Raw genomic sequence first — 23,778 nt, 5'->3', positions numbered from 1 at the left:
GCGCCGCAACAGTCTCGTATCAATTGAAACGAAAAGGGCCGCGCCTCCCAAAAGGAGACGCGGCCCGTTTCAACCGATACTCGAAAGATCAGTAGCGGTAGTGATCCGGCTTGAACGGACCTTCGACCGGCACGCCGATATAGCCTGCCTGCTTGGCGGTGAGCTTCGAGAGCTTCACGCCGAGCTTTTCGAGGTGCAGCGCCGCGACCTTCTCGTCGAGGTGCTTCGGGAGCACATAGACTTCGTTCTTGTAGTTCTCGCCCTTGGTGAATAGCTCGATCTGCGCCAGCGTCTGGTTGGTGAACGATGCCGACATCACGAACGACGGGTGACCGGTCGCGCAGCCGAGGTTCACCAGGCGGCCCTTGGCGAGGATGATGATCTGCTTGCCGTCGGGGAACTTCACCAGGTCGGTGCCCGGCTTCACTTCGTCCCACTCATAGTTGCTGAGCGCGGCGATCTGGATCTCGCTGTCGAAGTGGCCGATGTTGCAGACGATCGCCATCGGCTTCATCGCGCGCATGTGATCGGCGGTGATGACGTCGGCATTGCCGGTCGCGGTGCAGAAGATGTCGGCGCGCGTCACGGCCTCGTCCATCGTCACGACCTCGAAGCCTTCCATCGCCGCCTGCAGAGCGCAGATCGGATCGACTTCGGTGACGAGCACGCGCGCGCCGCCGTTGCGGAGCGACTGCGCCGAGCCCTTGCCGACGTCACCGAAGCCGGCGACGCAGGCGACCTTGCCGGCGAGCATCACGTCGGTGGCGCGGCGGATCGCGTCGACCAGCGATTCCTTGCAGCCATAGAGGTTGTCGAACTTCGACTTGGTGACGCTGTCGTTGACGTTGATCGCCGGGAACGGCAGCTCGCCCTTCTTGGCGATCTCGTACAGGCGATGGACGCCGGTGGTGGTCTCTTCCGAGACGCCCTTCAGGTTCTTGACCGTCTGGGTCAGGTAACCCGGATACTTGGCGATGAACGCCTTGAGCGCGCGCTGGAACTCGACCTCTTCGTCATTCTCCGGCTCGCCGAGCGTCGCGCCGGCTTCGAGCTTGGCGCCCCATAGTGCGAACATGGTGGCGTCGCCGCCGTCGTCGAGGATGATGTTGGCCGTGGTGCCGTCACCGTCGGCGCCCCAGTTGAAGATGTCGCCGACATAGTCCCAATAATCGGCCAGGCTTTCGCCCTTCACTGCGAACACCGGGATGCCGGCAGCGGCGATCGCCGCGGCGGCGTGATCCTGCGTCGAGAAGATGTTGCAGGTCGCCCAGCGCACGTCGGCGCCGAGCGCTGTCAGCGTCTCGATCAGGACGGCAGTCTGGATCGTCATGTGGAGCGAACCAGTGATCCGCGCGCCCTTGAGCGGCTGAGCAGCGCCGAATTCCTCGCGCAGGCTCATCAGACCGGGCATCTCGGTCTCGGCGATTTCGATTTCCTTGCGGCCGAAAGCGGCGAGTTCGATGTCCTTGATGACGTAGTCGTTCTTGTCGAGCACGGTAGCCACGGGCTGATCTCCAGCAGGTATAAAAGGAGCGCGCGCCGGACTCGCCGGCCGCGATTGGCGCGCCCTACAGGCTCAGACGGGAATGCGCAAGTCAGATATAAAGATATCTTTATATGTCTTCGCCAGCGCTGCATTCTACGCGCGCGAGCCGGGAATGCTTCGGCGGGATTTCGCGACATTCGGGCAAGTGACGCACCGCCTCCGGTGGTGAGTCAGGCCGTCCCGGTGCTGTTCGCCAGCATCCGGGGGTCGATCCCCACGATCTCGAAACCCTTCGCCCATCGCCGCTCGGCATCGACGTCGTACAGCAGCGCGGTGTCGCCGCTGGTGCTGAACCAGCCGTGTCGAGTCATCTCCTCGTCGAGCTGCCCTTCGGCCCAGCCGGCATAGCCGAGCGCAACCAGCCAGCGGCTCGGCCCCTTGCCCTCGGCGATCGCCTTGAGCACGTCGATCGTGCCCGACAGCGACCAGCGCCCGCCGACATCAATCGTGTCCTGCCCGCCCCAATCGGTCGAATGGAGCACGAAGCCCCGCCGCGGCTCGACCGGGCCGCCGAAATGCACCGGGGCGTCAGGCACGTCGCCGGGATCGATCTCGAACTGCTTGAGCAATTCGTGCAGGCCCAGCCCGTCGATCGTCTCGCCGATACCGATGCCAAGCGCGCCTTCGTCGTCATGCGCGCACATTGCGATCACTGCGCGTTCGAAGCGCGGATCGCCGATGCCGGGCATCGCGAGGAGGAACTGGCCGGTGAGATAGGGTGTCGAATCCATGCCCGGTCAACTTATCGCTTCGGTTTCGGGTCCGTCACGCTTGAAAATGTCATCCGCGACGCCGATTGGGTCGGTACCCGCAAAAGGAGAGTGAAATGACCATCCAGGTTGGCGACCGCATTCCCACCACGACGCTCGTCAAGGTGACCGAAGAAGGCCCCGAACAGATCGGCTCGGACGAATATTTCGCCGGCCGCAAGGTCGCGCTGTTCTCGGTGCCCGGTGCGTTCACGCCGACCTGCTCGGCCAAGCATCTCCCCGGCTTCGTCGACAAGGCCGACGAACTGAAGGCCAAGGGTATCGACGAAATCGCCTGCACCGCAGTCAACGACGCGTTCGTGATGGGCGCGTGGGGCAAAGCGTCGGGCGTCGACGGCAAGGTGACGATGCTCGCCGACGGCAATGGCACCTTCGCCAAGGCGATGGGCCTCGAGATGGACGGCAGCGCCTTCGGCCTCGGCCAGCGTGGCAAGCGCTATTCGGTGCTGGTCAACGATGGTGTCGTCGAGCAGCTCAATGTCGAGGCGCCCGGCCAGTTCGAAGTCAGCTCGGCTGATTATCTGCTCGGCCGGCTGTAAGGACCGGCTGCGAAACGGAACTGCCGTGCGGGTGTGCGAGTTGATCCAGGTAACTTCTACGAAAGGGAAGATTCATGGCCGACAGCAATAGCAGCAGCACGAGCAACTCCGGCGGCACGACCGCGAACCAGGCAACGGAAAAGTCGTTCCTCGCCTCCGCGCAGGAAACCGTGAGCGGCGCCGTCGAAGCGACCGTCGAAGCCGTCAAGGAACATCCGGTCGCGGCGGCGGCGATCGCCGCGGGTGCAGCTGCCGCAGTCGGCGGCGCAGTCTATGCCGCTACCCAGCTGGGCGGCGACAAGGACTCCTCCAACAAGAAGTAAGTCGCGCGGCTCCCTTTCCCCGGTGAAAGGGAGCCGCCGTCTTGCCAGAGTCACTTTCGCGCATTAGCGATCCAAGATGACTCAAGCATCCGACATCGTCGCCGAGCTGGACCGCCTCTATCGCGCCTCGGTCGAACGCCTCCAGACTGCGCTCAATCGCTATCTGACCGACGGCACCCCGCCGGCCCCGTCCAGCCGCACCGACGGCTCCTTCGCCTATCCCGAGATCCGCCTTACCTATCGCGGCGGCAGCGATCGCCCTGCCCCGCCCCGCTCGTTCGGCCGCCTGATCGATCCGGGCGAATATCGCATCAGCGTCACCAAGCCGGCGACCTTCTCCGACTATCTGGTCGAGCAGCTGACTTTCCTGATCGAAGACTATGACGTCGAAGTCGACGCCGCCACGGGCCGGCAGGAAATCCCTTTCGCCTATGTCCTTGATCCCGGCCACGCGCTGCGGCTCGACGAAGTCTCGGCCACCGAGCTGGCACGCCATTTCCCAGCTACCGAACTCGCCCATATCGGCGACGAGATCGCCGACGGCCTGTGGATGTCGCATGACGGCACCCGCCCGCTGGCGCTGTTCGACGGGCTGCGCACCGATTTCAGCCTCGCGCGGCTGCGCCACTATACCGGCACGCCGACCGAGCACGTCCAGCAATACATCCTGTTCACCAACTATCACCGCTATGTCGACGAGTTCGTCCGCTGGGCCTGCGCGCAGCTTGGCGAAGGCAGCCGCTTCACCGGCGTGTCAGGCGCTGGCGGGATCGTTATCGAAGACCCGGCCGACATGGACCGGCTGATCTCGGACAGCGCGTGGCGCCGCCACCAGATGCCCGCCTATCACCTGATGGCGCCGGGCCGCACCGGCATCACCCTGGTCAATATCGGCGTCGGCCCTTCCAACGCCAAGACGATCACCGATCATCTCGCGGTGCTGCGGCCCGAGGCGTGGCTGATGATCGGGCATTGCGGTGGCCTGCGTCCCAGCCAGCGGATCGGCGACTATGTCCTCGCCCATGCTTATCTGCGCGACGATCACATCATGGACGACGTGCTGCCGCCCGAGATTCCGATCCCCGCCATCGCCGAGGTCCAGCTTGCGCTCGCCCGCGCCGCGGAGACGGTATCCGGCCAGTCGGGCGACGAGCTACGGCAGCGGCTGCGCACCGGGACGATCGTCACCACCGACGACCGCAACTGGGAACTGCGCTATTCGCGTACGGCGCTGCGCTTCTCGCTCAGCCGCGCGGTCGGCGTCGACATGGAATCGGCGACGCTCGCGGCGCAGGGCTATCGCTTTCGCGTACCCTACGGCACCTTGCTCTGCGTCTCGGACAAGCCGCTCCACGGCGAATTGAAGCTGCCTGGCCAAGCCAACCGCTTCTACGAGCGCGCGATCAACGAGCATCTCCGCATCGGCATCGAGACGGTGGAGGAACTCCGCCGCGAAGGCGCCAAGCTCCACAGCCGCAAGCTGCGCGCATTCAACGAGCCGCCGTTCCGTTGATTTTGAATTCCTCCCTCGCGTAAGCGGGGGAGGTGGCATGCGAAGCATGGCGGGGCCGCAAGCACATGGCCCGCGGAGATGCCTCCCTACGCCACCGCCTTTGGCGGCGGCCCCCTCCCCGCTCTGCGAGGGAGGAAAGATGGGCAGCGCCGTGCGTTCTCTCACCAGAGGAGCCCGCAATGACCGATCCCGAAAAGCAGCCCGCCGACACCGAAGCCCCGCACGCGCATCAGCCCGACGGCACCGATTCTTCCGCCGAGTTCGCAGCGGGAATCGCCGACGAAAACACGATCCCCGACGAATTACCGGACTAGGATCGGGTGCGGCCGGGCGATGGCCGTTTGGTTAACCTGTGCGATTTCCGGATAGCCGCGCCGCCGCTGAAACATTAGCGACAGTGTGAACCCGGTGTGGCCTTTGCTGTCGCAATGCCCCGCTGCGATAGCCATCGCCTGGATCAGCGACGGCGCGGCCGCGCGATGGGTGGTGGAGGAGGCGCAGCCGCAAACGTGTCGTTTGCGGCCAAAGCCCCCTCCGTCAGGCTACACCTCTTCCGCTCATGCTTAGCGAGGGAGGAACCTAGAAATCCGCGTGCCGATACGACCCAGCCTCAGCGGCTGAGCTGGAATTCCACGACGAGGCTGGCGTTGACGGTCACCTGATCGACCCCGCCGTCCTTCTTCGGCGCGACGATCGTGACCAGTTCGCCGATCAGCGCGAGCGCGCCCGCGGTCGGATCCTGCTTCTCGCTGACCTTGACGATGGTGCTGCGCTTGAGCCCCAGCGTGGCGGCATAGGCATCGGCCTCGTCCTGCGCCTTCTTGATCGCCGCGGCCTTGGCCGCACGCGTCGGCGCGACATAGTCGTTGAGCAGCGGCAGCACGTCCTCGTCGAGCGTGCCACCACTCACCTCTACCGGCGCCTTGGCACGTTCCACCGCGGCGCGCGTCGGCGCGTCGAAGCCCACCGTCTCGGTTGCAGTCGATTGCGGGGTTTCCTCGCTATCTTCGTCGAGCGTCTCGACGCTGAAGCTCGGCTTCGACTTGGTGCCGGCGAAGGTCGAGATCAGGCCCACCAGCGAATTGGTGGTGCCGATATCGCCCTTGGCTTCGCCGATGTTGAGCGCCGCGAGCGCCCGGATCAACTTGGCCTTGTTGGCTGCCAGCGTCGCGCCCGCAGCCGCCTCGTCCTTGCCCTTGGCGGTGAGCGTCACCGACAGGCGAAAACGCTGCGCCGGCACGCTTACTTGCCCGGTCGAAACGATTTCGACCGAGACCGGCCCGGCGGCGGTCGCCGTCTGCGCCTGCGCCGCCAGCGGCACGCTGAACGGTGCCGCGAGCAACGCGAGCGCAAGTCCATGCTTCATCATGTCATTCCCCTTTTGGTGATCGGCTTCACCAGCCCTGCGGCTGGCCCTTGTTCTGCTGGTCGAGCCACTTCTTGAGCGGCGCGAAATATTCGGCCATCGCCTTGCCCGAGATTTCGCGGGTGCCGGTGAATGCCTCCAACGCGTCCGGCCAGGGCTTGGACGCGCCCATCTCGAGCATCTTGTTCAGCCGCGCGCCGACTTCCTTGTTGCCGTAGAAGGAGCAGCGATGCAGCGGGCCTTTCCAGCCGGCCTGGTCACATGCCGCCTTGTAGAACTGGAACTGGAGCAGCCGCGCGAGGAAGTAGCGCGTGTAGGGCACGCTGCCGGCGACATGGTATTTGGCGCCCGCGTCGAAGCGGGTCTCGTCGCGCGCGACCGGGGGCTTGAGCCCCTGATAGTCGAGCCGCAGCTTGTCCCAACCGGCCTGATAGCCCTCCGGCTTGATCGCCCCGGAAAAGATCTGCCAGCGATATTTGTCGACCAGCAGGCCGAAGGGCAGGAACGCCACCTTGTCCATCGCCTGGCGCAGCAGCAGCCCGGTGTCCTTGTCGGCACCCGGCACCGCCGCCTTGTCGAGCAGACCGATCTGGACGAGATAGTCGGGCGTGATCGAGAGCGCGACGAAATCGCCGATCGCCTCATGGAAGCCGTCGTTCGCGCCGTTGCGGTAGAGCTGGGGCTGCGCCTTATACGCGCGCTGATAGTAATTGTGGCCGAGCTCGTGGTGGATCGTGACGAAGTCGTCGGAATTGACCTTGATGCACATCTTGATGCGCAGGTCGTCCTTCTCGTCCACGTCCCAGGCCGAGGCGTGGCACAGCACTTCGCGGTCGGCGGGCTTGAGGAACAGCGAGCGCTGCCAGAAGCTCTCCGGGAGCGGCGCGAGGCCGAGCGAGGAATAGAAGCCCTCGCCGGTCTGCACCATCTTCTTCCAGTCCTGCCCCTTGGCCTTGAGCAACTCGCCGACGTCATAGCCCAGATCGCCCGCGCCCGCCGGCGCGACGACGTCGTAGATGCCGCCCCATTCCTGCGCCCACATATTGCCGAGCAGGTCCGCGCGGATAGGTCCCGTCTTGGACTGGACCGCGTCGCCATATTTCTCGTTGAGCTTCCGCCGTACATAGGTGTGGAGCGCGACATAGAGCGGCTTGACGTCCGCCCAGAGCTTGTCGGTGAGCTTGGCGAACTCTTCCGGCGGCATGTCATAGGCCGAGCGCCACATCGTGCCCGTATCGGCAAAGCCCAGCCCGGTGGCACCCTGATTGGCGATTGCGGTCATCTTGGCATAGTCGCCGCGCATCGGCGCGCCGACATTGTCGTTCCAGCTCGTCCACATCTCCTGGAGCTCGGCCGGATTGCGGCTCTCGCTCATCGCGGCTTCGATGTCGCTGCCGTTGATCGGCTGGCCGCCGCGCGTGCCCTTGCCCTTGCCGTAGAGCGAGCCAAGCTTGGTAGATATGTCGGAGAGCTGCTGCGCGGCGCCCGGCGTGGTCGGCGCGGGCAAGGTGATCGCGCTGCGGATCATGGTGAGCTGACGCTGCTGCTCGGGCGTGAGCCCGGGCGCCTTCTGGTACTTTGCCGCCTCGAGCGCGAAGCCCACCGCCATCTCGGTGCCGCGTGCGCCATAGTCCGCCGCGAGCGCATCGGTATCGTCGGTGATATAGGTCGCATTGATCCACGCCACCCGCGAGGCGACGAGGTTGAACTCGGTATATTCCTTCTGGACGCGGTCGAGGAATGCCTGCGCCTCGGCGGCGGTGGGCGTGGCGGACGCAGTGGTCGCCGGCGCGGTCTGCGCAACTGCGGGAACGGCCTGGAACGCGACGAGCGCGAGCATCGAAATGCCGGTACGGATCATGATGTTGAAGCCCCTGAGGATCTTTGGATGCCGCGACGATTGCGCGTCCTCCCGATAAGCGTCAAGCGGCGAGGAATTCCGCGATCGCATCGCCCAGCTCAGGCCGGGTGACGGCGCTCATGTGATTCCCCGGAACCTCGACGAAGCGACCGTCGGGAAGCAGGTCCGCGACTTCCTGCGCCGAGCCATTGTCGAAATCCTCGGCGCCCGTGACGACCAAGGTCGGCACGTCGATCGCGGCGATCTCGTCCTCGGCGGTGTCGACGAAGGTCTGCAGGATCAGCAGCAGTGCCTCAGGATCGCCCTTGGTGGTCTTGAGGAACGCTTCAGTCAGCCATTCCGAGCTGCCGCGCTCGAAGCTGCCGAGATTGGTGAGGACGCGCTTGAAATAGGTCCCGCGCCCGCTGGTATCGGTCAGCCCGGCCAGCCCCATGCCGCACAGCACCGCGCGCCGCGGCTTGGCGCCATGGACCAGCATCCGCAGCGTCGTCCGCCCGCCCAGCGAATAGCCGCCGAGATCATAGTCGGTCAGCCCGAGATGCTCGATTAGCGCAAAGCCGTCACGCATCAGTACATCGGGGGGATAGGCGGCGGGATCGTGGGGGCGATCGCTAAGGCCATGGCCGCGCAGATCGGGCAGGATCACCCGGAAGCCGCGCGCTGCGAGCTTGGCGGCATGGCCGTATTTGATCCAGTTGACTTCGGCGGTGGAGAAATAGCCGTGGATCAGCACCACCGGCCTACCCTCCCCCATTTCGGTCCAGGCGAGTTCAACTCCGTCGAAGCTCGTGAAGCGGTGCGTGTCAGTCGGGAAGCTTGCCAACTTTTTCCATCCAGCGGCGAACAACGTTCGGGTTCTCGTCGGTCCGTGAAGCCGGCAGATGGCTGGTGTCAAGCCAGTCGCGGTGCCAGCTCTCGCAGGCTGAATGCTCGGTGGGCTTGAAGCGATACGGATCGTCGAAGCTGCCAACGGTCAGGTCCATGCGCGGCGCATCGGGAAACCAGAAGGTCAGCGGCGTGCCGCACTTGGAACAGAATCCGCGCTCGGCGATCGGCGAGGAGCGATAGAGATCGGGTTCGCGCTCCCACGTCACGCGCGCCTTCTCGATGCTCTTGAACGCGATCGCCACGCCGCCCGTCGCACGCTGACACATCCGGCAATGGCAAAGATACGCCTCGTCATCCTCGACCATCGCACGGTAGCGCACGCGTCCGCACTGGCACCCGCCGGTCATTTCCTCAGCCATGACGATCCTCTCTTGCTGCACTGCACAATTAAATCGGGTCCTCGATTGCTATCTATAAGCCTGCTTACTATGTGTCTGCTATGGCCGAGAATGTAGGGTTTCTGATGGGCGATGTCTCGCGCCTCATGCGCCGCCGCTTCGACGAGCGGGCACGCAAGAGCGGCGCGACGGGCCCGCAATGGCGAACACTCAAGATGCTCGAACGGCATGAGGGACTAAATCAGGGACAGCTCGCCGAGTTGCTCGAAGTCGAGCCGATTACCTGCTGCCGGATGATCGACCGGCTGGAGGAAGCCGAATTGGTCGAGCGTCGCCGCGATCCGGCCGACCGGCGGGCGTGGCGCATCTATCTGACCGACAAGGCCCATCCCGTGCTGAGTGAGCTGCACGACGTCGCCGGCGAGATGATCGAAGCGGCGCTTCACGGGTTGAGTCCGGCGCAGCGCGACCAGCTGACCGCGGCGCTCAACACCATCCGATCGAACATAACCCATACGCAAGAGAGCAAAGAGGCCGCCAATGGCTGAGGCTGATCCGAAAATCGAAAAGGGACCCGAGACGGTGGCTGTCGAACCCACATCCGAGGCGGAAATCGTGGAGCCCCGCGCCAGGCGAGGCCTGTTGCGCCCATTGCTGATGTTCGGCGTGCCTATCATCCTGCTCGGCGTGGTCGGCTTCTTCTGGTTGACCTCGGGCCGCTTCGCCTCGACCGACAATGCCTACGTCCAGCAGGACAAGGTTTCGGTCTCCGCCGAAGTCGCGGGGCGCATCGTCAATGTCGCGGTGCGCGAGAACCAACGGGTCAAGAAAGGCGACTTGCTCTTCGAGATCGACTCGGCCCCCTATCGCATCGCTGTCGCCCAGGCCGATGCCGCAATTGCCAATGCGCAGGTCGAGCTCCAGACGCTCAAGACGAGCTATGCCGGAACCGGCGCCGATATCCAGGCCGCGCGCGATTCGATGCTCGCGGCGCAGGAAGACTATCAGCGCCAGTCCGAGCTGATGAAGAGCGGCTTCACCACCCGCGCCCGGCTGCAACAGTCCGAGCACGGCCTCGAACAGGCGCGCGCCACCCTCCAGCGGGCCAATGCCGACGCTGCCGAAGCGCGTTCGAAGCTCGCCACCGGCGCGGCGGTCCCCGGCGAGAATCCGCAGATCGCCGCTGCCCGCGTCCAGCGCGACCAGGCGCAGCTCAACCTAGGCCGCACCAGGGTCTATGCACCCGCCGATGGTGTCGTCAGCCAGTCCGAGCGGCTCCAGGTCGGCCAGCAGATGATGACGGGTCTGCCCGCGCTCACCATCGTCACCAGCGATCGTTCGTGGATCGAAGCGAACTTCAAGGAAACCGATCTCAACAAGATGCGCGTCGGCCAGTGCGCCGACGTCAGCTTCGACGCGTATCCGGGGCTCAAGCTCAAGGGCCATGTCGCGTCGATCGGCGCGGGCACCGGCTCCGAATTCTCGGTGCTGCCGGCGCAGAACGCCAACGGCAATTGGGTGAAGGTCACCCAGCGTGTGCCGGTGCGAATCTTCATCGATGACAAGAGCCCGCGCGCGCTGATCGCCGGCCTGTCGTCCGATGTCGAGGTCGATCTCCAGGGTCCATGCAAGTGACGTCTTCCTACCCTCCCTGCGTGCAGGGAGGGGATCGAGAGGTGGGTGCCCTCCTCCTCGATACGGTTTCCGGTGTGGCACGCACGCACCCCCAGCCCCTCCCTACAAGCATGGAAGGGAGCCAAGAGTAATTCCATGGCCACCGCTGCCCGCTCCGCTTCCGCACCGCCCGCGCCACAGCCCGGCGCCGCTGCGCTCCCCGTCAGCCATCGCGGGCTGCTGACACTCGGCGTGATGCTGGCGACGATCATGCAGATCCTCGACACTACGATCGCCAATGTCGCGCTGCCGCACATGACCACCGAGCTGGGCGCGAGCGCGGATACGATCACCTGGGTGCTGACCAGCTATATCGTCGCCTCGGCGATCGCGATCCCGATCACCGGCTGGCTTTCGGACACGATCGGATCGCGCAACCTGTTCCTGCTTTCCACGGTTGGCTTCATTATCGCCTCGGCGCTGTGCGGGATGGCGCAGAATCTCGAGCAGATGGTCGCCTTCCGTATCCTACAAGGTATCTCGGCGGCGTTCATGAACCCGCTCAGCCAGACAGTGATGCTCGACATCAATCCGCCCGAACGCCAGGCCAAAGCGATGTCGATCTGGGGCATGGGGATCATGATCGGGCCGATCATGGGACCGGTGCTCGGCGGCTGGCTGACCGACAATTTCAACTGGCGCTGGGTGTTCTACGTCAATCTGCCGCTGGGCGTGATCTGTATCGCGATCCTGTGGTGGCTGCTGCCTTCGCGCCCCATCCGCAAGCGGCCGTTCGACCTGTTCGGTTTCTCGCTGCTGGCGCTCGGCATCTCGGCGCTCCAGCTGATGCTCGATCGCGGCCAGGGCGAGGATTGGCTGGGGTCGACCGAAATCTGGATCGAGATGCTCGTCGCCGGGATCGCATTGTGGATGTTCACCGTCCACATGTTCACCGGCAAGAACCCGATGTTCGAACGCGATCTGTGGAAGAATCGCAACTTGGTCACCGCGATCTTCTTCATGCTGGTGATCGGCGTGATCATGATGGCGACGATGGCGCTGCTCCCGCCGATGCTCCAGACACTCTACGGCCATTCGGTACTCGATACCGGCATGTTGCTAATGCCGCGTGGCGTCGGCGTGGTGCTGACCATGGCGATCTCGGCGCAGCTCACCCAGCGCGGCGTCGACGCCCGCTGGCTGGTCGGGCTCGGTATGGCGCTCGCCGCCTGGTCGCTGTGGCAGATGTCGAGCTGGTCGCTGGAGATGGGCACGGGGCCGATCATCGTCTCGGGCTTCGTCCAGGGGCTCGGCATGGGACTTGTGTTCATGCCGCTCAACGGGATGGCCTTCGCCACGCTGCCGCCGCACCAGCGCACCGAGGGGTCGTCGCTGATGAACCTGTCGCGCAACATTGGCGCCTCGGTCGGCATCTCGGTGGTGACCACGATCCTCGCGCGCAGCATCCAGGCGAGCCATGCCGCGCTGGCGCCCAACATCTCCGCCGCAAACCTCGACACGATGGACCCGAACCTGCTTCAGATCCTCGGCGGGTCAGGCGATGCGGTGCTGGCGATGGCCAATGCCGAGATCAACCGTCAGGCGATGATGATCGGCTATCTCAACGATTTCTGGGCGATGATGATCGTCACCGCACTGTCGATTCCGCTGGTACTGTTCCTCAAGCGTCCGAAAGGCCCCGCGGCCAAGTCGGACCCGTCCGCCGCAGGACATTGATCGAGATTAGCTGACCAATCGCGCCGGCGATACCTGCAAGCCTCTATAAGGATAGCAAACCCTGCGTCGTCCCGGCGCCTGCTTTCCCCCGAGGTTCGATGCTCGCCAAGTTCAACGCACTGCCGCTCGCCACCAAGACGACGGTGCTCACCATTGCCGCGCTGCTCACGCTCGCGCTCACCATCTTCGTGATCGCCGACCGCTCGATCACCGCCGATGCGGGGCGCCAGGCGGCCGAGCGCCAGGAGACCAACATGCGCGTCGCCTGGGACGTGCTGCGCGGCCAAGGCGATGAATTCCGCGCCGAGGGCGACGATCTCTATGTCGGCGACAAGAAGCTCAACGACTGGACTCAGCCGGTCGATTTGGTGAAGACCCTGGTCGGCGGCACCGCCACGGTGTTCCGCGGCGACAAGCGCATCACCACCAACGTCACCAAGCCAGACGGCACGCGCGCAGTCGGCACCCCCCTCGCCGCCGGCCCGGCGCGCGATACCGTGCTCGGCAAGGGCGAAGCGTTTCGCGGCGACGCCGACATCCTCGGTCGCGCCTTCTTCACCGCCTATGACCCGATCAAGGACAAGAACGGCAAGGTCATCGGCGTGCTCTATGTCGGCATTCCCAAGGACGAAGCGCTCGCCGCCGTCGCCTCGCTGCGCTGGTCGATGGGGATCGGTGTGCTCCTGGCCACGCTGCTGATCACCGGCGTCATCTTCGCCCTCAACCGCGCGATGTTCCGCCCGCTCGGCAGCATGAACGCCGCGATGCAGGACCTCGCCAAGGGCGCGACCAGCACCGACATCCCCGGCCGCGAGCGTCGCGACGAGATCGGCCGCATGGCCGAAGCGCTGGTCAGCTTCCGCGACGCCGCGATCGCCCGCGAGCGGATCGAGGCAAGTAGCCGCGCGTCGGATGCCGAACGCCAGACCGCGATGGCCGTGCTCAACGAATCGCTCCGCTGCGTTTCGCAAGGCGACCTCAGCACCACGCTCGGCGCCAGCTTCCCGGCGAGCTATGCCGAGTTGCGCACTAACTTCAATGATGCGCTGGGCGCGCTGTCGACGCTGGTCGGCACCGTGCTCGACAGCACCGACACGATACGCAACGGCGCGACCGAGATCGCTACCGCGTCCGAAGACCTGGCCCGCCGCACCGAGAGCAACGCCGCCAGTCTGGAAGAAACCGCCGCCGCGGTCACCCAGATGAACGGCCGCGTCGGCGAAACCGCATCGGCTGCCACTCGCACCGTCGAGCGTGCCGATGGCGCGATCACCATCGTCTCGGGCGGCCGCGCAGTCGCCGACCAGGCGGTACAGGCGATGAGCCGGGTCGCCGCAGGCGCCAAGGGCATCGACAGCGTGATCGAAGGGCTCGACAAGATCGCCTTCCAGACGCGCGTGCTCGCGATGAACGCCGCCGTCGAAGCGGGCCGTGCCGGTGAGGCCGGCCGCGGCTTTGCAGTCGTCGCCGACCTCGTCAGCGCGCTGGCGATGCGTTCGGAAGAAGAAGCCGCCCGCGCCCGCGACCAGCTCACCGCCACCCAGACCGATATCGTCTCTGCAGTCGATGCCGTCGAGAAAGTCGATTCGGCGCTGTCCGAGATCGTCGGCACCGTCGGCGAGGTCCATGGCCTGGTCGCGCGGATCGCAACCGACAATTCGGCGCAGTCCTCCGCGATCGGCGAGATCAGCACTGCGATCGGCGCGATGGACCGCTCGACTCAGCAGAACGCGGCGATGGTCGAGGAAACCTCGGCCGCGGCACGCAACCTGTCCGAGCAGGTCGATCGCCTCGCCACCCAGGCCCGCGCCTTCCGCGTCCAGGAAGAGCCGCGCACCGCGCGGCGCGACGTCTTCGAAGTCGCCGGGCCTACCACCGCACAGTAAGTAACTTCCCCTCCCTGCCAGCAGGGAGGGGAGAAGAAGGTCAGGCCGCCTTCTTCAGATGCCGGCGACCGAGCAGTTCGGCGATCTGGACCGCGTTAAGCGCCGCGCCCTTGCGGAGGTTGTCGCTCACGCACCACAGCGACAGGCCATTATCCACCGTCGAATCCTCACGGACGCGGCTGATGAAGGTGGCGTATTCGCCGACGCATTCGATCGGCGTGACGTATCCGCCGTCCTCATGCTTGTCGATCAACATCACCCCGGGCGCCTCGCGCAGGATGGACTTGGCCTGCGCCGCCGAGATCTCGTCTTCGAATTCGATGTTGATCGCTTCCGAGTGCCCGACGAACACGGGTACGCGCACGCAAGTGGCGGTCACCTTGATCTTGGGATCGAGGATCTTCTTGGTCTCGACCACCATCTTCCACTCTTCCTTGGTCGAGCCGTCGTCGAGGAAGCTGTCGATGTGCGGGATCACGTTGAACGCGATCTGCTTGGTGAACTTGCTCGGCGTCGCAGGATCGCCGACGAAGATGTTGCGGCTCTGCTCGAACAGCTCATCCATCCCCGCCTTGCCCGCGCCGGAGACCGACTGATAGGTCGCGACGACCACGCGCTTGATCTTGGCGGCATCGTGGAGCGGCTTGAGCGCCACAACCATCTGCGCCGTAGAGCAGTTCGGGTTCGCGATGATGTTGCGCTTCTTGTAGCCGTCAATCGCTTCGGGATTCACTTCGGGCACGATCAGCGGCACGTCCGGATCCATGCGATAGAGCGACGCATTGTCGATCACCGTGCAGCCCGCTGCGGCGAAACGCGGGGCGTGGAGCGCGCTGCCTTCCGATCCGATCGCGAACAGCGCCATGTCCCAGCCGGTGGGATCGAAATGCTCGATGTTCTGGACCTTGAACTTCTTGCCGGTCTCGCCGAAGTCGATCTCGTCGCCCTGGCTGCGCGACGACGCGAGCACGGCGAGCTCGTCGATCGGGAATTCCCGCTCGGCGAGGATGTTCAGCATTTCACGCCCGACATTGCCGGTGGCGCCTGCGACCACGACACGGTAGCCCATTTTCGTCCTTCCATCAGGATCGTCGCACGCGGGGCGACGAGCGGTTCATTGGTGGTAGATGAGAAGGAATGCCAGCGCATTCCAGATGCTTCGAAGCACGACGCTTCGCGCGCCGATCAGGCGCGGGTCGTAATTCGCAGAGTAGTTCGCGGTTTTCGAAGCATGTCGGCCGCCTAGCAGACCGAAAGCTGCGTGGCGAGGGGTAATTCGGATAATTTTCGGAAAGTCCGGCCGACTTTTTGGAGTAGGCGGCCGGAACCCCGTGTCAGCGCTTCGCCTGGTCGGTATGGCGATCAAGGAAATTGAGGATCGTCGTCCAGAGATGCTCGCTGATACCTGGCCCGCTCACCCGGTGGGTGTGGCCGGGATAGAGCATCATCTCGAACGGCACCTTGGCCTTTTGCAGCGTCGCCGCCATCGCCGTGGTGTTGTCGAGCACGACATTGTCGTCGGACATGCCGTGGAGGATCAGCAGCGGATCAGCGATGTTGGCGGCATTGCCGATCGTGTCCGACACCTTGTACGCTTCAGGCACCTTAGTCGGGTCGCCCATGTAACGCTCGGTGTAGAAGGTGTCGTAAAGCTCCCAGCGGCTGACCGGCGCGCCCGCCACACCTGCGGCGAACACCCCCGGCGCGCCTTCGAGCATCTTGAGGGTCATATAGCCGCCGTACGACCAGCCATAGGTGACGATCTTAGCCGGATCGACATAATCGAGCGTCTTGAGATAATTCGCCCCGGCGACCTGGTCCTCGACTTCGACCGAGCCCATCGCGTGGAAGATCGCATCTTCGAACACCTTGCCGCGATTGGCCGAGCCGCGATTGTCGATCTGGAACCAGATATAGCCGCGATCCACCAGATATTGCTGGAGCGCCCCGCCCCAGCCCTTGCTCACCGTCTGCGAATGCGGCCCGCCATAATGCTGGAAGAACACCGGATAGCGCTTGCCCGGCTCAAGCACCGGCGTGATCATCTCCCAGTTGAGTTCGGTGCCGTCGGGTCCCTTGATCGTGCCGAATTTCCGCTCGCGATGGCTGGCGAGATAGGCGTTATACGGGTGATCGGCCTTCGTGACGGCATTCTCCTCCACCCAGGCAATGCGCTTGCCCGCGGCGTCGGCGAGATAAACCTGTGAGGGCTGATCGGTATTCGAGCGGCTGACGATCGCGCGCGTCGCCGCGCCGTCCATCGTCACCTTGTTCCACCAGCCCGCCTCGGTTAGCCGCGTCACGGCGCCGGGTTTCTTGATGTCGACCGAATAGAGGTGGCGTTCGAGCACCCCGTCCTTGTTGCCGAGAAAGAACACGCGGCCCTTGGCCTCGTCGACGCCGACCAAGTCGCCAAAGACTTCCCAGTCGCCCTTGGTCAGCTGGGTCCATTTACCGGCCTTCCAGCGATAGATATGGCCATGACCGTCGCGCTCGGACCACCAGAGCAAGCTGCGGTCCTTGAGCGCCGTAAATGCGCTGGAGAGGTTCACCCAGCTCGTGGGCCCGGACTTCTCGCTGAACAGCACGCTCGACTTGCCCGTCGCCGGATCGACCTTGAGCACATCCAGAACGGTCTGGTCGCGGTTCATCCGCTGGACGTAGAGCGCGCTGGCATCGGGCGCCCAATCGACGCGAGTCAGATAGATGTCCGTCTCCGCGCCGAGATCGACCTTGACCTTGTTCGCCCCGGCCGGGTCCATCACATACAGATCGACCAGCACGTTGGGCGTTCCCGCCTTGGGATAGCGCTGCTGATAGGTGCTGGTGCCCGACGCGCCGATCGCGGTGCGGGCGACGACGCCCACCGGCGCCTCGTCGAAGCGCTCGACTGCGATGTAACGGTCGCCAGGCGACCACCAATAGCCGGTGAAGCGGGACATTTCCTCCTGCGCCACGAATTCGGCCTCGCCCCAATGCACCGTGCCGGTGCCGTCCTGAGTGATCTTCGCGGGCGTACCGTCGGCAAGCTTGCCGACCACAAGGTTCTGATCGTTGACATAGCTGACATAGCCGCCCGCAGGGCTGATCACCGGATTGAGCTTGGAGCCCTGTTCCTGGGTCAGCCGGGTGATCTGGCCGTCGAGGGTGGAGAGATAGAGCTCTCCGTCCAGCGGCACCAGGATCGCCTTGCCGTCCGGCGCCCAGTCATAGCCGACGATCCCGGTCTTGCCGACGATCGAGCGATCGCGCTCGCGCTGCATCTTCTCGGCTTCGGAAAGCTCGGCGCCCGTCCCCACCTTCTTAGAATCGACCAGCATCCGCCACTGACGGGTGGCGGTGTCCATCGCCCACAGATCGTAGCGCTCCTTCTCGTCGGCGCGGTTGCGCAGCAGCGTCAGATACTTGCCGTCTGGCGAGAGCTTGGGCTGTAGCGGCGCGCTGCCGGCAAGATCGGGGCTGGCGAAGACGCGTTCCAGCGTGAGGTCCTTGACCTGGGCGGCGGCGTCACCGGCCATCAGCGGCGCTCCCAGCGCGGCCAGAGCCAATCCCAACGACCATCTACGCATTCCCGTCTCTCCGGAGTTCGCGCACCGCAGTCGCGGCGCGAGGGCGCCTTATTGCGTCCAAGGCTGGCGCGGTAAAGGGCCCTGCCTTCGCGGGCTTGCTCGACTGCCCGACTCGACTTACCCTCATGCCGATGCAGGTGACGGGGGACTATCAGCAAGACGGCTATGCCCTCGTCGAAGGACTGCTGCCCCGCGAAGTCTGCAATGCCTTTCTCGACCAGTTCCAGCGCGTCGTGGCGCAAAGCGGCGCCAGCCTGAGCGACTTCAACAACATCTCCCATGTGCTCCAGCGCGAGGCCGTCGAGATGTACTGCTATCATTTCCCGTCGATGCTGACGCTGCTCTGGGGGCTGACGCCCGTCGCCGAGCAGGTCAGCGGCAAGACGCTGCTGCCGAGCTACAGCTATTTCCGGATATATCGTGAAGGCGACATCTGCCGGGTGCACAGCGACCGTCCCTCGTGCGAGCACAGCATGTCGCTGACGCTGGATTACAGCGACGGCGTTCCGTGGAGCCTCGAGCTCCAGCGCAGCGATTCCGAACCCTCGCAGCGTGTCGAGGAGGATTTCGGCGGTGAAGCCTCCGCTGCATTGGCGATGCAACCCGGCGACGCAGTGCTCTATCGCGGCGTCCATCGGCGGCACGGTCGCACCGCCCCCAATCCCAATGGGTGGTCGGCACACCTCTTCCTGCACTGGGTCGAGCGCGACGGCCCCTATGCGGATTTCGCCTTCGACAAGCAGGCCGAGATCGCCCGGCCAGTCAATTTCAGCTTCCGCTGATCACTCCGGGTCGCCAAGCCCCAGCGCAACCTTGCGCGAAACCAGGATGAAGCGCGGCCCCGCACCGTTCGCCGCGGCGCGATCGTCGGCATTGTAGAGCGCGCATTTCTTCAGGCTCAGGCAGCCGCAGCCGATACAGCCGTCGAGATCGTCGAGCGTGCGCTGGAGTTGCGCGACCCGCGTCTCTATGACCTGGCGGAAGCCGCGACTGATCCGCTTCCAGTCCGCCGCGCTCGGCGCGCTTCCCTCGGGCAGCTTGCCAAGCTCCGCGGCGATCTGCGGCAGCGTGAACCCAAGTTGCTGCGCGATCAGCGCGAACGAGACCCGGCGGATGTCTGCGCGCAGGAAGCGCCGCTGGTTGCCCGACGTGCGGATTGGATGCACCAGCCCCTTGCTCTCGTAGAAGCGCACCGCCGACACCGACAGGCCTGTGCGAGCCGCCAGTTCGCCGATCGTCAGAAGCTCGTTTCCGCGGTTCACGCTGCCTCCGGGTTTTTGCGCTTGACCTCAACTTAGGTTGAGGTTGTAGCTGCTCATGGCATGGCCTCCAACCGGGAAAGGGACCCCATGCCGCAGCCTTATATCGAGCACGTAAACCTGACCGTCAGCGACCCCGAACGCATGGCCGGGCTGCTCGACCAATTGTTCGACTGGCATGTCCGCTGGCAGGGGCCGGCGCGAGACGGGGGACGCGTCATCCATGTCGGCGACGAACGCACCTATCTCGCGGTCTATACCCCCGCGATCAGCCTCGATCCGGATGTTTTTGCCAAGGGGCGCCCGCTCAACCATGTCGGCATCCTCGTCGATGATCTCGACGATATCGAGCGCCGCGTGGTTGCCGCCGGGCTCGAGCCGTTCAACCATGCCGATTACGATCCCGGCCGCCGTTTCTACTTCCTCGACTATGACGGCACCGAGTTCGAGATCGTCAGCTACGCCTGACGCGAAAAGGGCGCGGTAGCCATCGCTACCGCGCCCTTTGCTTGCCCCTCGCGGGAAGCGCTTACTCGGCTGCCGCGACCTCGGTCGGGCGGACGTCGCGGCGCTCGGCGATACGCGCCGACTTGCCGGTGCGGCCACGCAGATAATAGAGCTTGGCGCGACGGACGATGCCCTTGCGGACGACTTCGATCGCTTCGATGTTCGGCGAATATAGCGGGAAGACGCGCTCGACGCCCTCGCCGAACGAAATCTTGCGCACGGTGAAGCTGCTGCCCATGCCGCGGTTCGAACGCGCGATGCACACGCCTTCATAGTTCTGGACGCGGGTGCGCTCGCCTTCGACGACCTTCACGCCGACGCGGAGGGTATCGCCCGGGCGAAATTCCGGAATCTTCTTCGCCTCGTTGAACTTGGCGATCTGCTCGGCTTCGAGCGTCTGGATGACGTTCATTTTCTTCGTCCTATTTACGTCGCCGCGCGCCAGAGGGAGGACTGACCCGAGCGCCCTCATGGCGCTCCCAAAGGTCCGGCCTCCTTAGCCGTGTATCGGTCTCCGCCTGGGCACGTCGCCAGGCTTCGATCCTCGCATGATCCCCCGATCGCAGCACTTCGGGGATCGTGCGCCCTTCCCACTCAGCAGGTCGGGTATATTGCGGATATTCGAGCAGCCCCGTTTCGAAGCTCTCGTCCATGCCGCTGGAAGCCGCGCCCATTACGCCGGGAATGAGCCGAATGCAAGCATCGAGGAGGGTCAGCGCCGCCATCTCGCCGCCTGAGAGGATATAGTCGCCGATCGAGACCTGTTCGATCTCGCGCCCCTCGAACAGCCGCTCGTCGATCCCCTCGAAACGGCCGCACAGGATGGTCACGCCCGGGCCTTCTGCAAGAGCACGTACGCGCTGCTGGGTGAGCGTCTTGCCGCGCGGCGTCATCGCCAGCACCGGCCGGCCAGCGGGGACGCTGTCCAGCGCCGCAGCGAGCACGTCGGCGCGCATCACCATCCCTGCCCCGCCGCCCGCGGGCGTGTCATCGACCGAGCGATGCTTGTCAGTGGCAAAGTCGCGGATCTGCACCGCATCGAGCCGCCACAGCCCCTCGCGCAGCGCGCGTCCGGCAAGCGAGACGCCAAGGGGTCCGGGGAACATCTCGGGATAAAGGGTCAATATGGTCGCGGCGAAGGTCACTTGGTCCAATTCTCTATCTTCAGCCCAGGCACGTCGGCAAAATCCGCTTCGTTGCGAGTGACCAACGTACGACTGAGCGCACGAGCATGTGCAGCGATCAAGCGATCAAAGCTCCTCCGCTTCACACCGACACTGCGCGCAAGCACGCCATATTCTCCCGCAGCGCGCACATCGAACGGTCTGACCAGGATCGTGCCGACAAAAAGGTCGAGACGGCGCTCATCCTCCGGGTCGGCTCCAGGATGCCTGGGCCCTACCCGAAGCTCCCCCAGCGTTACCATCCAGATCGAGAGACCATTGCTGTAGGAGCGACGAACCCGCGCACGTGACGCTTCACTGCGCGCAAGCACGAAGTCGATGCACGTATTCGAGTCGAGCATGAACATCGTTCTGGCTGCCGCGCCTCTAGAAGGCCCTTCCCTCCTCAGGCACTCCGGCCTCCTGTATATACCATATGGTATATACAGCCTTCTTTTCGGTCAAGGAACGATCCCCCTCCCCGCACGCTTCCGGCTCTCATGGACGACTGCATCATCATCGGCGCCGGCCCGGCGGGGCTCACCGCTGCGATCTATCTCGCACGCTTCCATCTCAAGATTCGGCTGTTCGACTGCGGATCAAGCCGCGCCGCGCTGATCCCGTGCACGCATAACCATGCCGGCTATCCCGACGGGATCTCGGGCAAGGAGCTTCTCGCGCGGATGGCCGAGCAGGCGGAGAAATACGGCGCCGAGCGCGAGCTGGCCGAAGTCACCGCATTGCGCACCGACGACACTGGCTTCGTCGCGCGGGTCGGGGAGCGCGATTATCCGGCGCGCACTATCCTGCTCGCCACCGGCGTGGTCAACCATCGCCCCAAGATCGACGACGCGCTCCATGCCGAGGCGCTGGCCCGCGGGCTGCTGCGCTATTGCCCGATCTGCGATGGCTACGAGGTGACCGACAAGCGCGTCGGCGTGATCGGCACCGGCGAGCGCGGCACCAACGAGGCATTGTTCCTGCGCGGCTTCACCGCCGACGTGACATTGGTCTCCCCCGAAGCCGAACACGATCTTCCCGACGCGCTGGCGGCTCAGCTGGACGATGCTGGCATCAAGCGCATCGACGGCCCGTGCGGCGACTATGCGATCGAAGGCGACCAGCTTGCCTTCGACACCGCGCATGGGCGCCTAGCCTTCGACAGCGTCTATCCCGCGCTGGGATCGCGCATCCGCTCGCGCCTTGCAATCCAGACCGGTGCGCGGGCGGCGGAGGACGGATGCCTGGAAGTCGACGATCACCAGCGCACATCGGTCCCGGGGCTATTTGCGGCAGGCGACGTCGCCAAGGGCCTCGACCAGATCAGCCACGCGATGGGCGAAGCCGGCGTCGCGGCGACGACGATCCGGAATCTGTTGGCCGAGCAGCGTCCCTTACGACGCTAGCTCCCACAACCGCCGCAGCAGCCTAGACCTTCCCCGTTGCCAGCGCCCGCCCCCAGTCGCTGCGGCCTTCGCGTTCTGCCTTCGCGGCGGCGGAAGCATGGGCATAATCTATCGCGTGAAAGGCGATTTTCCCGTCCTCGACGATCGCATAGCGCGCGCGCACGTCCCCGCTTTCGACGACATAGGGATAGGGCTGGTCGTCATGGAACGCCTGCAGCCCGACGCTGCCGGGATTGGCGACTTTGCGTCCGTCCGCGAGCTGCTGGAGCCCGGGAATGTGCGAATGCCCGCACAGCGTCAGCCCCTCGCGGCGCGCGCCCAGTCGCTCGGCGATTTCGGCCCGCGTCGCCGGGCGGAGTCCATCCGGCTCGACCGTCTCGAGGAAATGCTCGACATCGTTGCGCGGGGTGCCGTGGCACAGGAACAGGCCGTCCAGCGCCAGCGTGGCCGGCATCGCCGCAATCCAGGCCAGGTGCGCGTCCGACAACAGCGGCCTGGTAAAGGCGTCGGAGGCGTTCATCCGCGCGAGAGGCGCCTGCAATTGCCGCTCATGATTGCCCGCGATGGTCGGCCAGTCGCGCGCGATCAGGAACTCTGCGGTCTCCGCCGGCCATAGCGGCCCCGACAGGCTGTCGCCCAGATTGAGGAAGCCGGTGCAGCCGCGCACTTCCGCATCGGCGACGACCGCTTCGAGCGCAGGCAGATTGCCGTGAATGTCTGAGAGAACCGCAATGCGGCTCATTCGGCAAAGCCGGCGGTAATCACCAGCCGCGTGTCATCCCATTCGAGCACTGCTTCGGGCTGCATCGGCACCATGAAGCGCTTGCCGTCCGGGCGCTCGACCTCGAGCACGTCGCCCGCGCCGTAATTGTCGATGGCGATCACCTTGCCCAGCGCGTCGCCCGCGTCCGAAACCGCGGCGAGCCCGAGGATATCGACGTGATAATATTCGCCATCCGCGAGCGGCGGCAGCGCCGAACGCGGAACGGTGAGCTGGGTGCCGCGCAGCGCCTCGGCGGCGTTGCGGTCGGAGATTTCGGCGAAGCGCGCGATCGTGCCGTTCGAGCCCGGCCGGGCGGTCTTGAGCGTCAGCGCCCCGCCGTTGAACGATTTGTAGCTGGTAAGATCGTCGGCGAACACCTTGAGGCGGACTTCGCCGGCGATGCCGTGGGCGCCAATGATCGCGGCGAGCGTGACGGAGCGGTCGGTCATCAAATCCCCGTGCTTCCGGCGAGTGCCGGGATCGCATGCCACCAGCGGCGTAGCTGCAGCCGAAGACCCCGGCTTTCGCCGGGGCAACGGCCAGGCTCACCCTTCAGGGGAGCCCGGCTGCTCGGGCGGCGTATCGTCGCCGCCTTCCGCGGGTGCATCGGTCGATGCGCCTGCGGGGTTGGTCTGGGTGCTGCCGGGGTTCTCACGATCCTCGGCATCCGGACCGGTTTCGGGTTTGCTGGCCATCCTGCGCTCCTTGGGACGTATCTCGCCCCGCAGAA

26 protein-coding genes are annotated in these 23,778 nt (G+C 65.0%); 11 read left to right on the top strand and 15 right to left on the bottom strand.

Annotated features, from left to right (window positions below):
• Window positions 1–88: 88 nt before the first annotated feature.
• Window positions 89–1,504, bottom strand: a complete 1,416-nt coding sequence (gene ahcY / locus BXU08_RS02085) for an adenosylhomocysteinase (RefSeq protein ID WP_077508334.1) — start codon at window positions 1,502–1,504, stop codon at window positions 89–91.
• A gap of 212 nt (window positions 1,505–1,716) precedes the next feature.
• Entirely contained in the window at window positions 1,717–2,277 is a 561-nt protein-coding gene (locus tag BXU08_RS02080) for a YqgE/AlgH family protein (protein ID WP_077508331.1), read from the bottom strand.
• Between the two features lie 95 nt (window positions 2,278–2,372).
• On the opposite strand from BXU08_RS02080, the gene BXU08_RS02075 reads away from it, so the two are divergent.
• The 4 genes from BXU08_RS02075 to BXU08_RS20445 all read left to right on the top strand — a co-directional run bounded on the left by BXU08_RS02075 (window position 2,373) and on the right by BXU08_RS20445 (window position 5,005).
• Window positions 2,373–2,855 carry a peroxiredoxin gene (locus tag BXU08_RS02075; protein ID WP_077508328.1) on the top strand — a complete coding sequence of 161 codons (483 nt, stop codon included), beginning with the start codon at window positions 2,373–2,375 and terminating at the stop codon, window positions 2,853–2,855.
• Window positions 2,856–2,929: 74 nt separating this feature from the next.
• A complete protein-coding gene (locus tag BXU08_RS02070; RefSeq protein WP_077508325.1) occupies window positions 2,930–3,178 on the top strand; it encodes a hypothetical protein in 249 nt (82 codons plus the stop codon).
• 76 nt (window positions 3,179–3,254) lie between these two features.
• Window positions 3,255–4,691, top strand: coding sequence for an AMP nucleosidase (locus BXU08_RS02065; RefSeq protein WP_077508322.1), 1,437 nt, complete (start codon window positions 3,255–3,257; stop codon window positions 4,689–4,691).
• A gap of 179 nt (window positions 4,692–4,870) precedes the next feature.
• Window positions 4,871–5,005, top strand: coding sequence for a hypothetical protein (locus BXU08_RS20445; RefSeq protein ID WP_290439637.1), 135 nt, complete (start codon window positions 4,871–4,873; stop codon window positions 5,003–5,005).
• A 296-nt stretch (window positions 5,006–5,301) separates the two neighbouring features.
• On the opposite strand, the gene BXU08_RS02060 is transcribed toward BXU08_RS20445, so the two are convergent.
• The 4 genes from BXU08_RS02060 to BXU08_RS02045 all read right to left on the bottom strand — a co-directional run bounded on the left by BXU08_RS02060 (window position 5,302) and on the right by BXU08_RS02045 (window position 9,165).
• Window positions 5,302–6,060: an SIMPL domain-containing protein gene (locus BXU08_RS02060; protein ID WP_077508320.1), complete on the bottom strand. Its 759-nt coding sequence runs from the start codon at window positions 6,058–6,060 to the stop codon at window positions 5,302–5,304.
• Between the two features lie 25 nt (window positions 6,061–6,085).
• Window positions 6,086–7,918: a M2 family metallopeptidase gene (locus BXU08_RS02055; protein WP_077511904.1), complete on the bottom strand. Its 1,833-nt coding sequence runs from the start codon at window positions 7,916–7,918 to the stop codon at window positions 6,086–6,088.
• 61 nt (window positions 7,919–7,979) lie between these two features.
• Entirely contained in the window at window positions 7,980–8,741 is a 762-nt protein-coding gene (locus BXU08_RS02050; protein WP_077508317.1) for an alpha/beta fold hydrolase, read from the bottom strand.
• Window positions 8,722–9,165, bottom strand: coding sequence for a GFA family protein (locus BXU08_RS02045; RefSeq protein ID WP_077508314.1), 444 nt, complete (start codon window positions 9,163–9,165; stop codon window positions 8,722–8,724). The genes BXU08_RS02050 and BXU08_RS02045 overlap by 20 nt, the downstream gene beginning before the upstream one ends.
• 80 nt (window positions 9,166–9,245) lie before the next feature.
• Between BXU08_RS02045 and BXU08_RS02040 the strand changes: the two genes are divergently transcribed.
• From BXU08_RS02040 to BXU08_RS02025, 4 genes are all read left to right on the top strand, one after another.
• Entirely contained in the window at window positions 9,246–9,692 is a 447-nt protein-coding gene (locus tag BXU08_RS02040; protein ID WP_077508312.1) for a MarR family winged helix-turn-helix transcriptional regulator, read from the top strand.
• A complete protein-coding gene (locus BXU08_RS02035; RefSeq protein WP_077508309.1) occupies window positions 9,685–10,779 on the top strand; it encodes an HlyD family secretion protein in 1,095 nt (364 codons plus the stop codon). The genes BXU08_RS02040 and BXU08_RS02035 overlap by 8 nt, the downstream gene beginning before the upstream one ends.
• A 135-nt stretch (window positions 10,780–10,914) precedes the next feature.
• Window positions 10,915–12,495 (top strand): DHA2 family efflux MFS transporter permease subunit, encoded by a 1,581-nt coding sequence (locus tag BXU08_RS02030; RefSeq protein WP_077508306.1) that lies wholly within the window; start codon window positions 10,915–10,917, stop codon window positions 12,493–12,495.
• A gap of 98 nt (window positions 12,496–12,593) precedes the next feature.
• Window positions 12,594–14,381: a cache domain-containing protein gene (locus BXU08_RS02025; RefSeq protein ID WP_077508303.1), complete on the top strand. Its 1,788-nt coding sequence runs from the start codon at window positions 12,594–12,596 to the stop codon at window positions 14,379–14,381.
• Window positions 14,382–14,421: 40 nt separating this feature from the next.
• On the opposite strand, the gene BXU08_RS02020 is transcribed toward BXU08_RS02025, so the two are convergent.
• Window positions 14,422–15,450 carry an aspartate-semialdehyde dehydrogenase gene (locus BXU08_RS02020; protein ID WP_077508300.1) on the bottom strand — a complete coding sequence of 343 codons (1,029 nt, stop codon included), beginning with the start codon at window positions 15,448–15,450 and terminating at the stop codon, window positions 14,422–14,424.
• Between the two features lie 265 nt (window positions 15,451–15,715).
• Entirely contained in the window at window positions 15,716–17,950 is a 2,235-nt protein-coding gene (locus BXU08_RS02015; RefSeq protein ID WP_077508297.1) for a S9 family peptidase, read from the bottom strand.
• Window positions 17,951–18,081: 131 nt separating this feature from the next.
• Between BXU08_RS02015 and BXU08_RS02010 the strand changes: the two genes are divergently transcribed.
• Window positions 18,082–18,732, top strand: coding sequence for a hypothetical protein (locus tag BXU08_RS02010; protein WP_077511902.1), 651 nt, complete (start codon window positions 18,082–18,084; stop codon window positions 18,730–18,732).
• On the opposite strand, the gene soxR is transcribed toward BXU08_RS02010, so the two are convergent.
• The gene (soxR, locus tag BXU08_RS02005; RefSeq protein ID WP_077508295.1) at window positions 18,733–19,212 is read right to left on the bottom strand and encodes a redox-sensitive transcriptional activator SoxR; all 480 of its coding nucleotides are present in this window, start codon (window positions 19,210–19,212) and stop codon (window positions 18,733–18,735) included.
• Between the two features lie 87 nt (window positions 19,213–19,299).
• Here soxR and BXU08_RS02000 point away from each other — a divergent pair, with 87 nt between their 5' ends.
• Window positions 19,300–19,677: a VOC family protein gene (locus BXU08_RS02000; RefSeq protein ID WP_077508292.1), complete on the top strand. Its 378-nt coding sequence runs from the start codon at window positions 19,300–19,302 to the stop codon at window positions 19,675–19,677.
• 61 nt (window positions 19,678–19,738) lie between these two features.
• Here the strand turns inward: BXU08_RS02000 and rplS are convergent, their stop codons facing one another.
• Genes rplS through BXU08_RS01985 form a run of 3 tightly spaced genes read right to left on the bottom strand, consistent with a single transcriptional unit; the run spans window position 19,739 to window position 21,247 of the window.
• Window positions 19,739–20,128 carry a 50S ribosomal protein L19 gene (gene rplS / locus BXU08_RS01995; RefSeq protein WP_077508290.1) on the bottom strand — a complete coding sequence of 130 codons (390 nt, stop codon included), beginning with the start codon at window positions 20,126–20,128 and terminating at the stop codon, window positions 19,739–19,741.
• 10 nt (window positions 20,129–20,138) lie between these two features.
• The gene (gene trmD, locus BXU08_RS01990) at window positions 20,139–20,861 is read right to left on the bottom strand and encodes a tRNA (guanosine(37)-N1)-methyltransferase TrmD (protein WP_077511900.1); all 723 of its coding nucleotides are present in this window, start codon (window positions 20,859–20,861) and stop codon (window positions 20,139–20,141) included.
• Window positions 20,858–21,247 carry a type II toxin-antitoxin system VapC family toxin gene (locus tag BXU08_RS01985; RefSeq protein ID WP_077508288.1) on the bottom strand — a complete coding sequence of 130 codons (390 nt, stop codon included), beginning with the start codon at window positions 21,245–21,247 and terminating at the stop codon, window positions 20,858–20,860. Before BXU08_RS01985 ends, trmD begins: the two co-directional genes overlap by 4 nt.
• A gap of 132 nt (window positions 21,248–21,379) precedes the next feature.
• Between BXU08_RS01985 and BXU08_RS01980 the strand changes: the two genes are divergently transcribed.
• Window positions 21,380–22,285, top strand: a complete 906-nt coding sequence (locus BXU08_RS01980) for an NAD(P)/FAD-dependent oxidoreductase (RefSeq protein WP_077508285.1) — start codon at window positions 21,380–21,382, stop codon at window positions 22,283–22,285.
• Window positions 22,286–22,307: 22 nt separating this feature from the next.
• Here BXU08_RS01980 and BXU08_RS01975 read toward each other — a convergent pair whose 3' ends face one another.
• The 3 genes from BXU08_RS01975 to BXU08_RS19715 form a co-directional block, all read right to left on the bottom strand.
• Entirely contained in the window at window positions 22,308–23,027 is a 720-nt protein-coding gene (locus BXU08_RS01975) for a metallophosphoesterase (RefSeq protein WP_077508282.1), read from the bottom strand.
• The gene (gene rimM, locus BXU08_RS01970; RefSeq protein ID WP_077508279.1) at window positions 23,024–23,497 is read right to left on the bottom strand and encodes a ribosome maturation factor RimM; all 474 of its coding nucleotides are present in this window, start codon (window positions 23,495–23,497) and stop codon (window positions 23,024–23,026) included. Before rimM ends, BXU08_RS01975 begins: the two co-directional genes overlap by 4 nt.
• A gap of 96 nt (window positions 23,498–23,593) precedes the next feature.
• Window positions 23,594–23,743, bottom strand: a complete 150-nt coding sequence (locus BXU08_RS19715) for a hypothetical protein (protein WP_171982386.1) — start codon at window positions 23,741–23,743, stop codon at window positions 23,594–23,596.
• Window positions 23,744–23,778 lie beyond the last annotated feature (35 nt).

This window comes from Sphingomonas sp. LM7, from assembly GCF_002002925.1.
Taxonomy (GTDB): Bacteria; Pseudomonadota; Alphaproteobacteria; order Sphingomonadales; family Sphingomonadaceae; genus Sphingomonas.
Note: the sequence above shows the minus strand (reverse complement) of the source record. Positions and strands in the feature narration are given on the sequence as shown.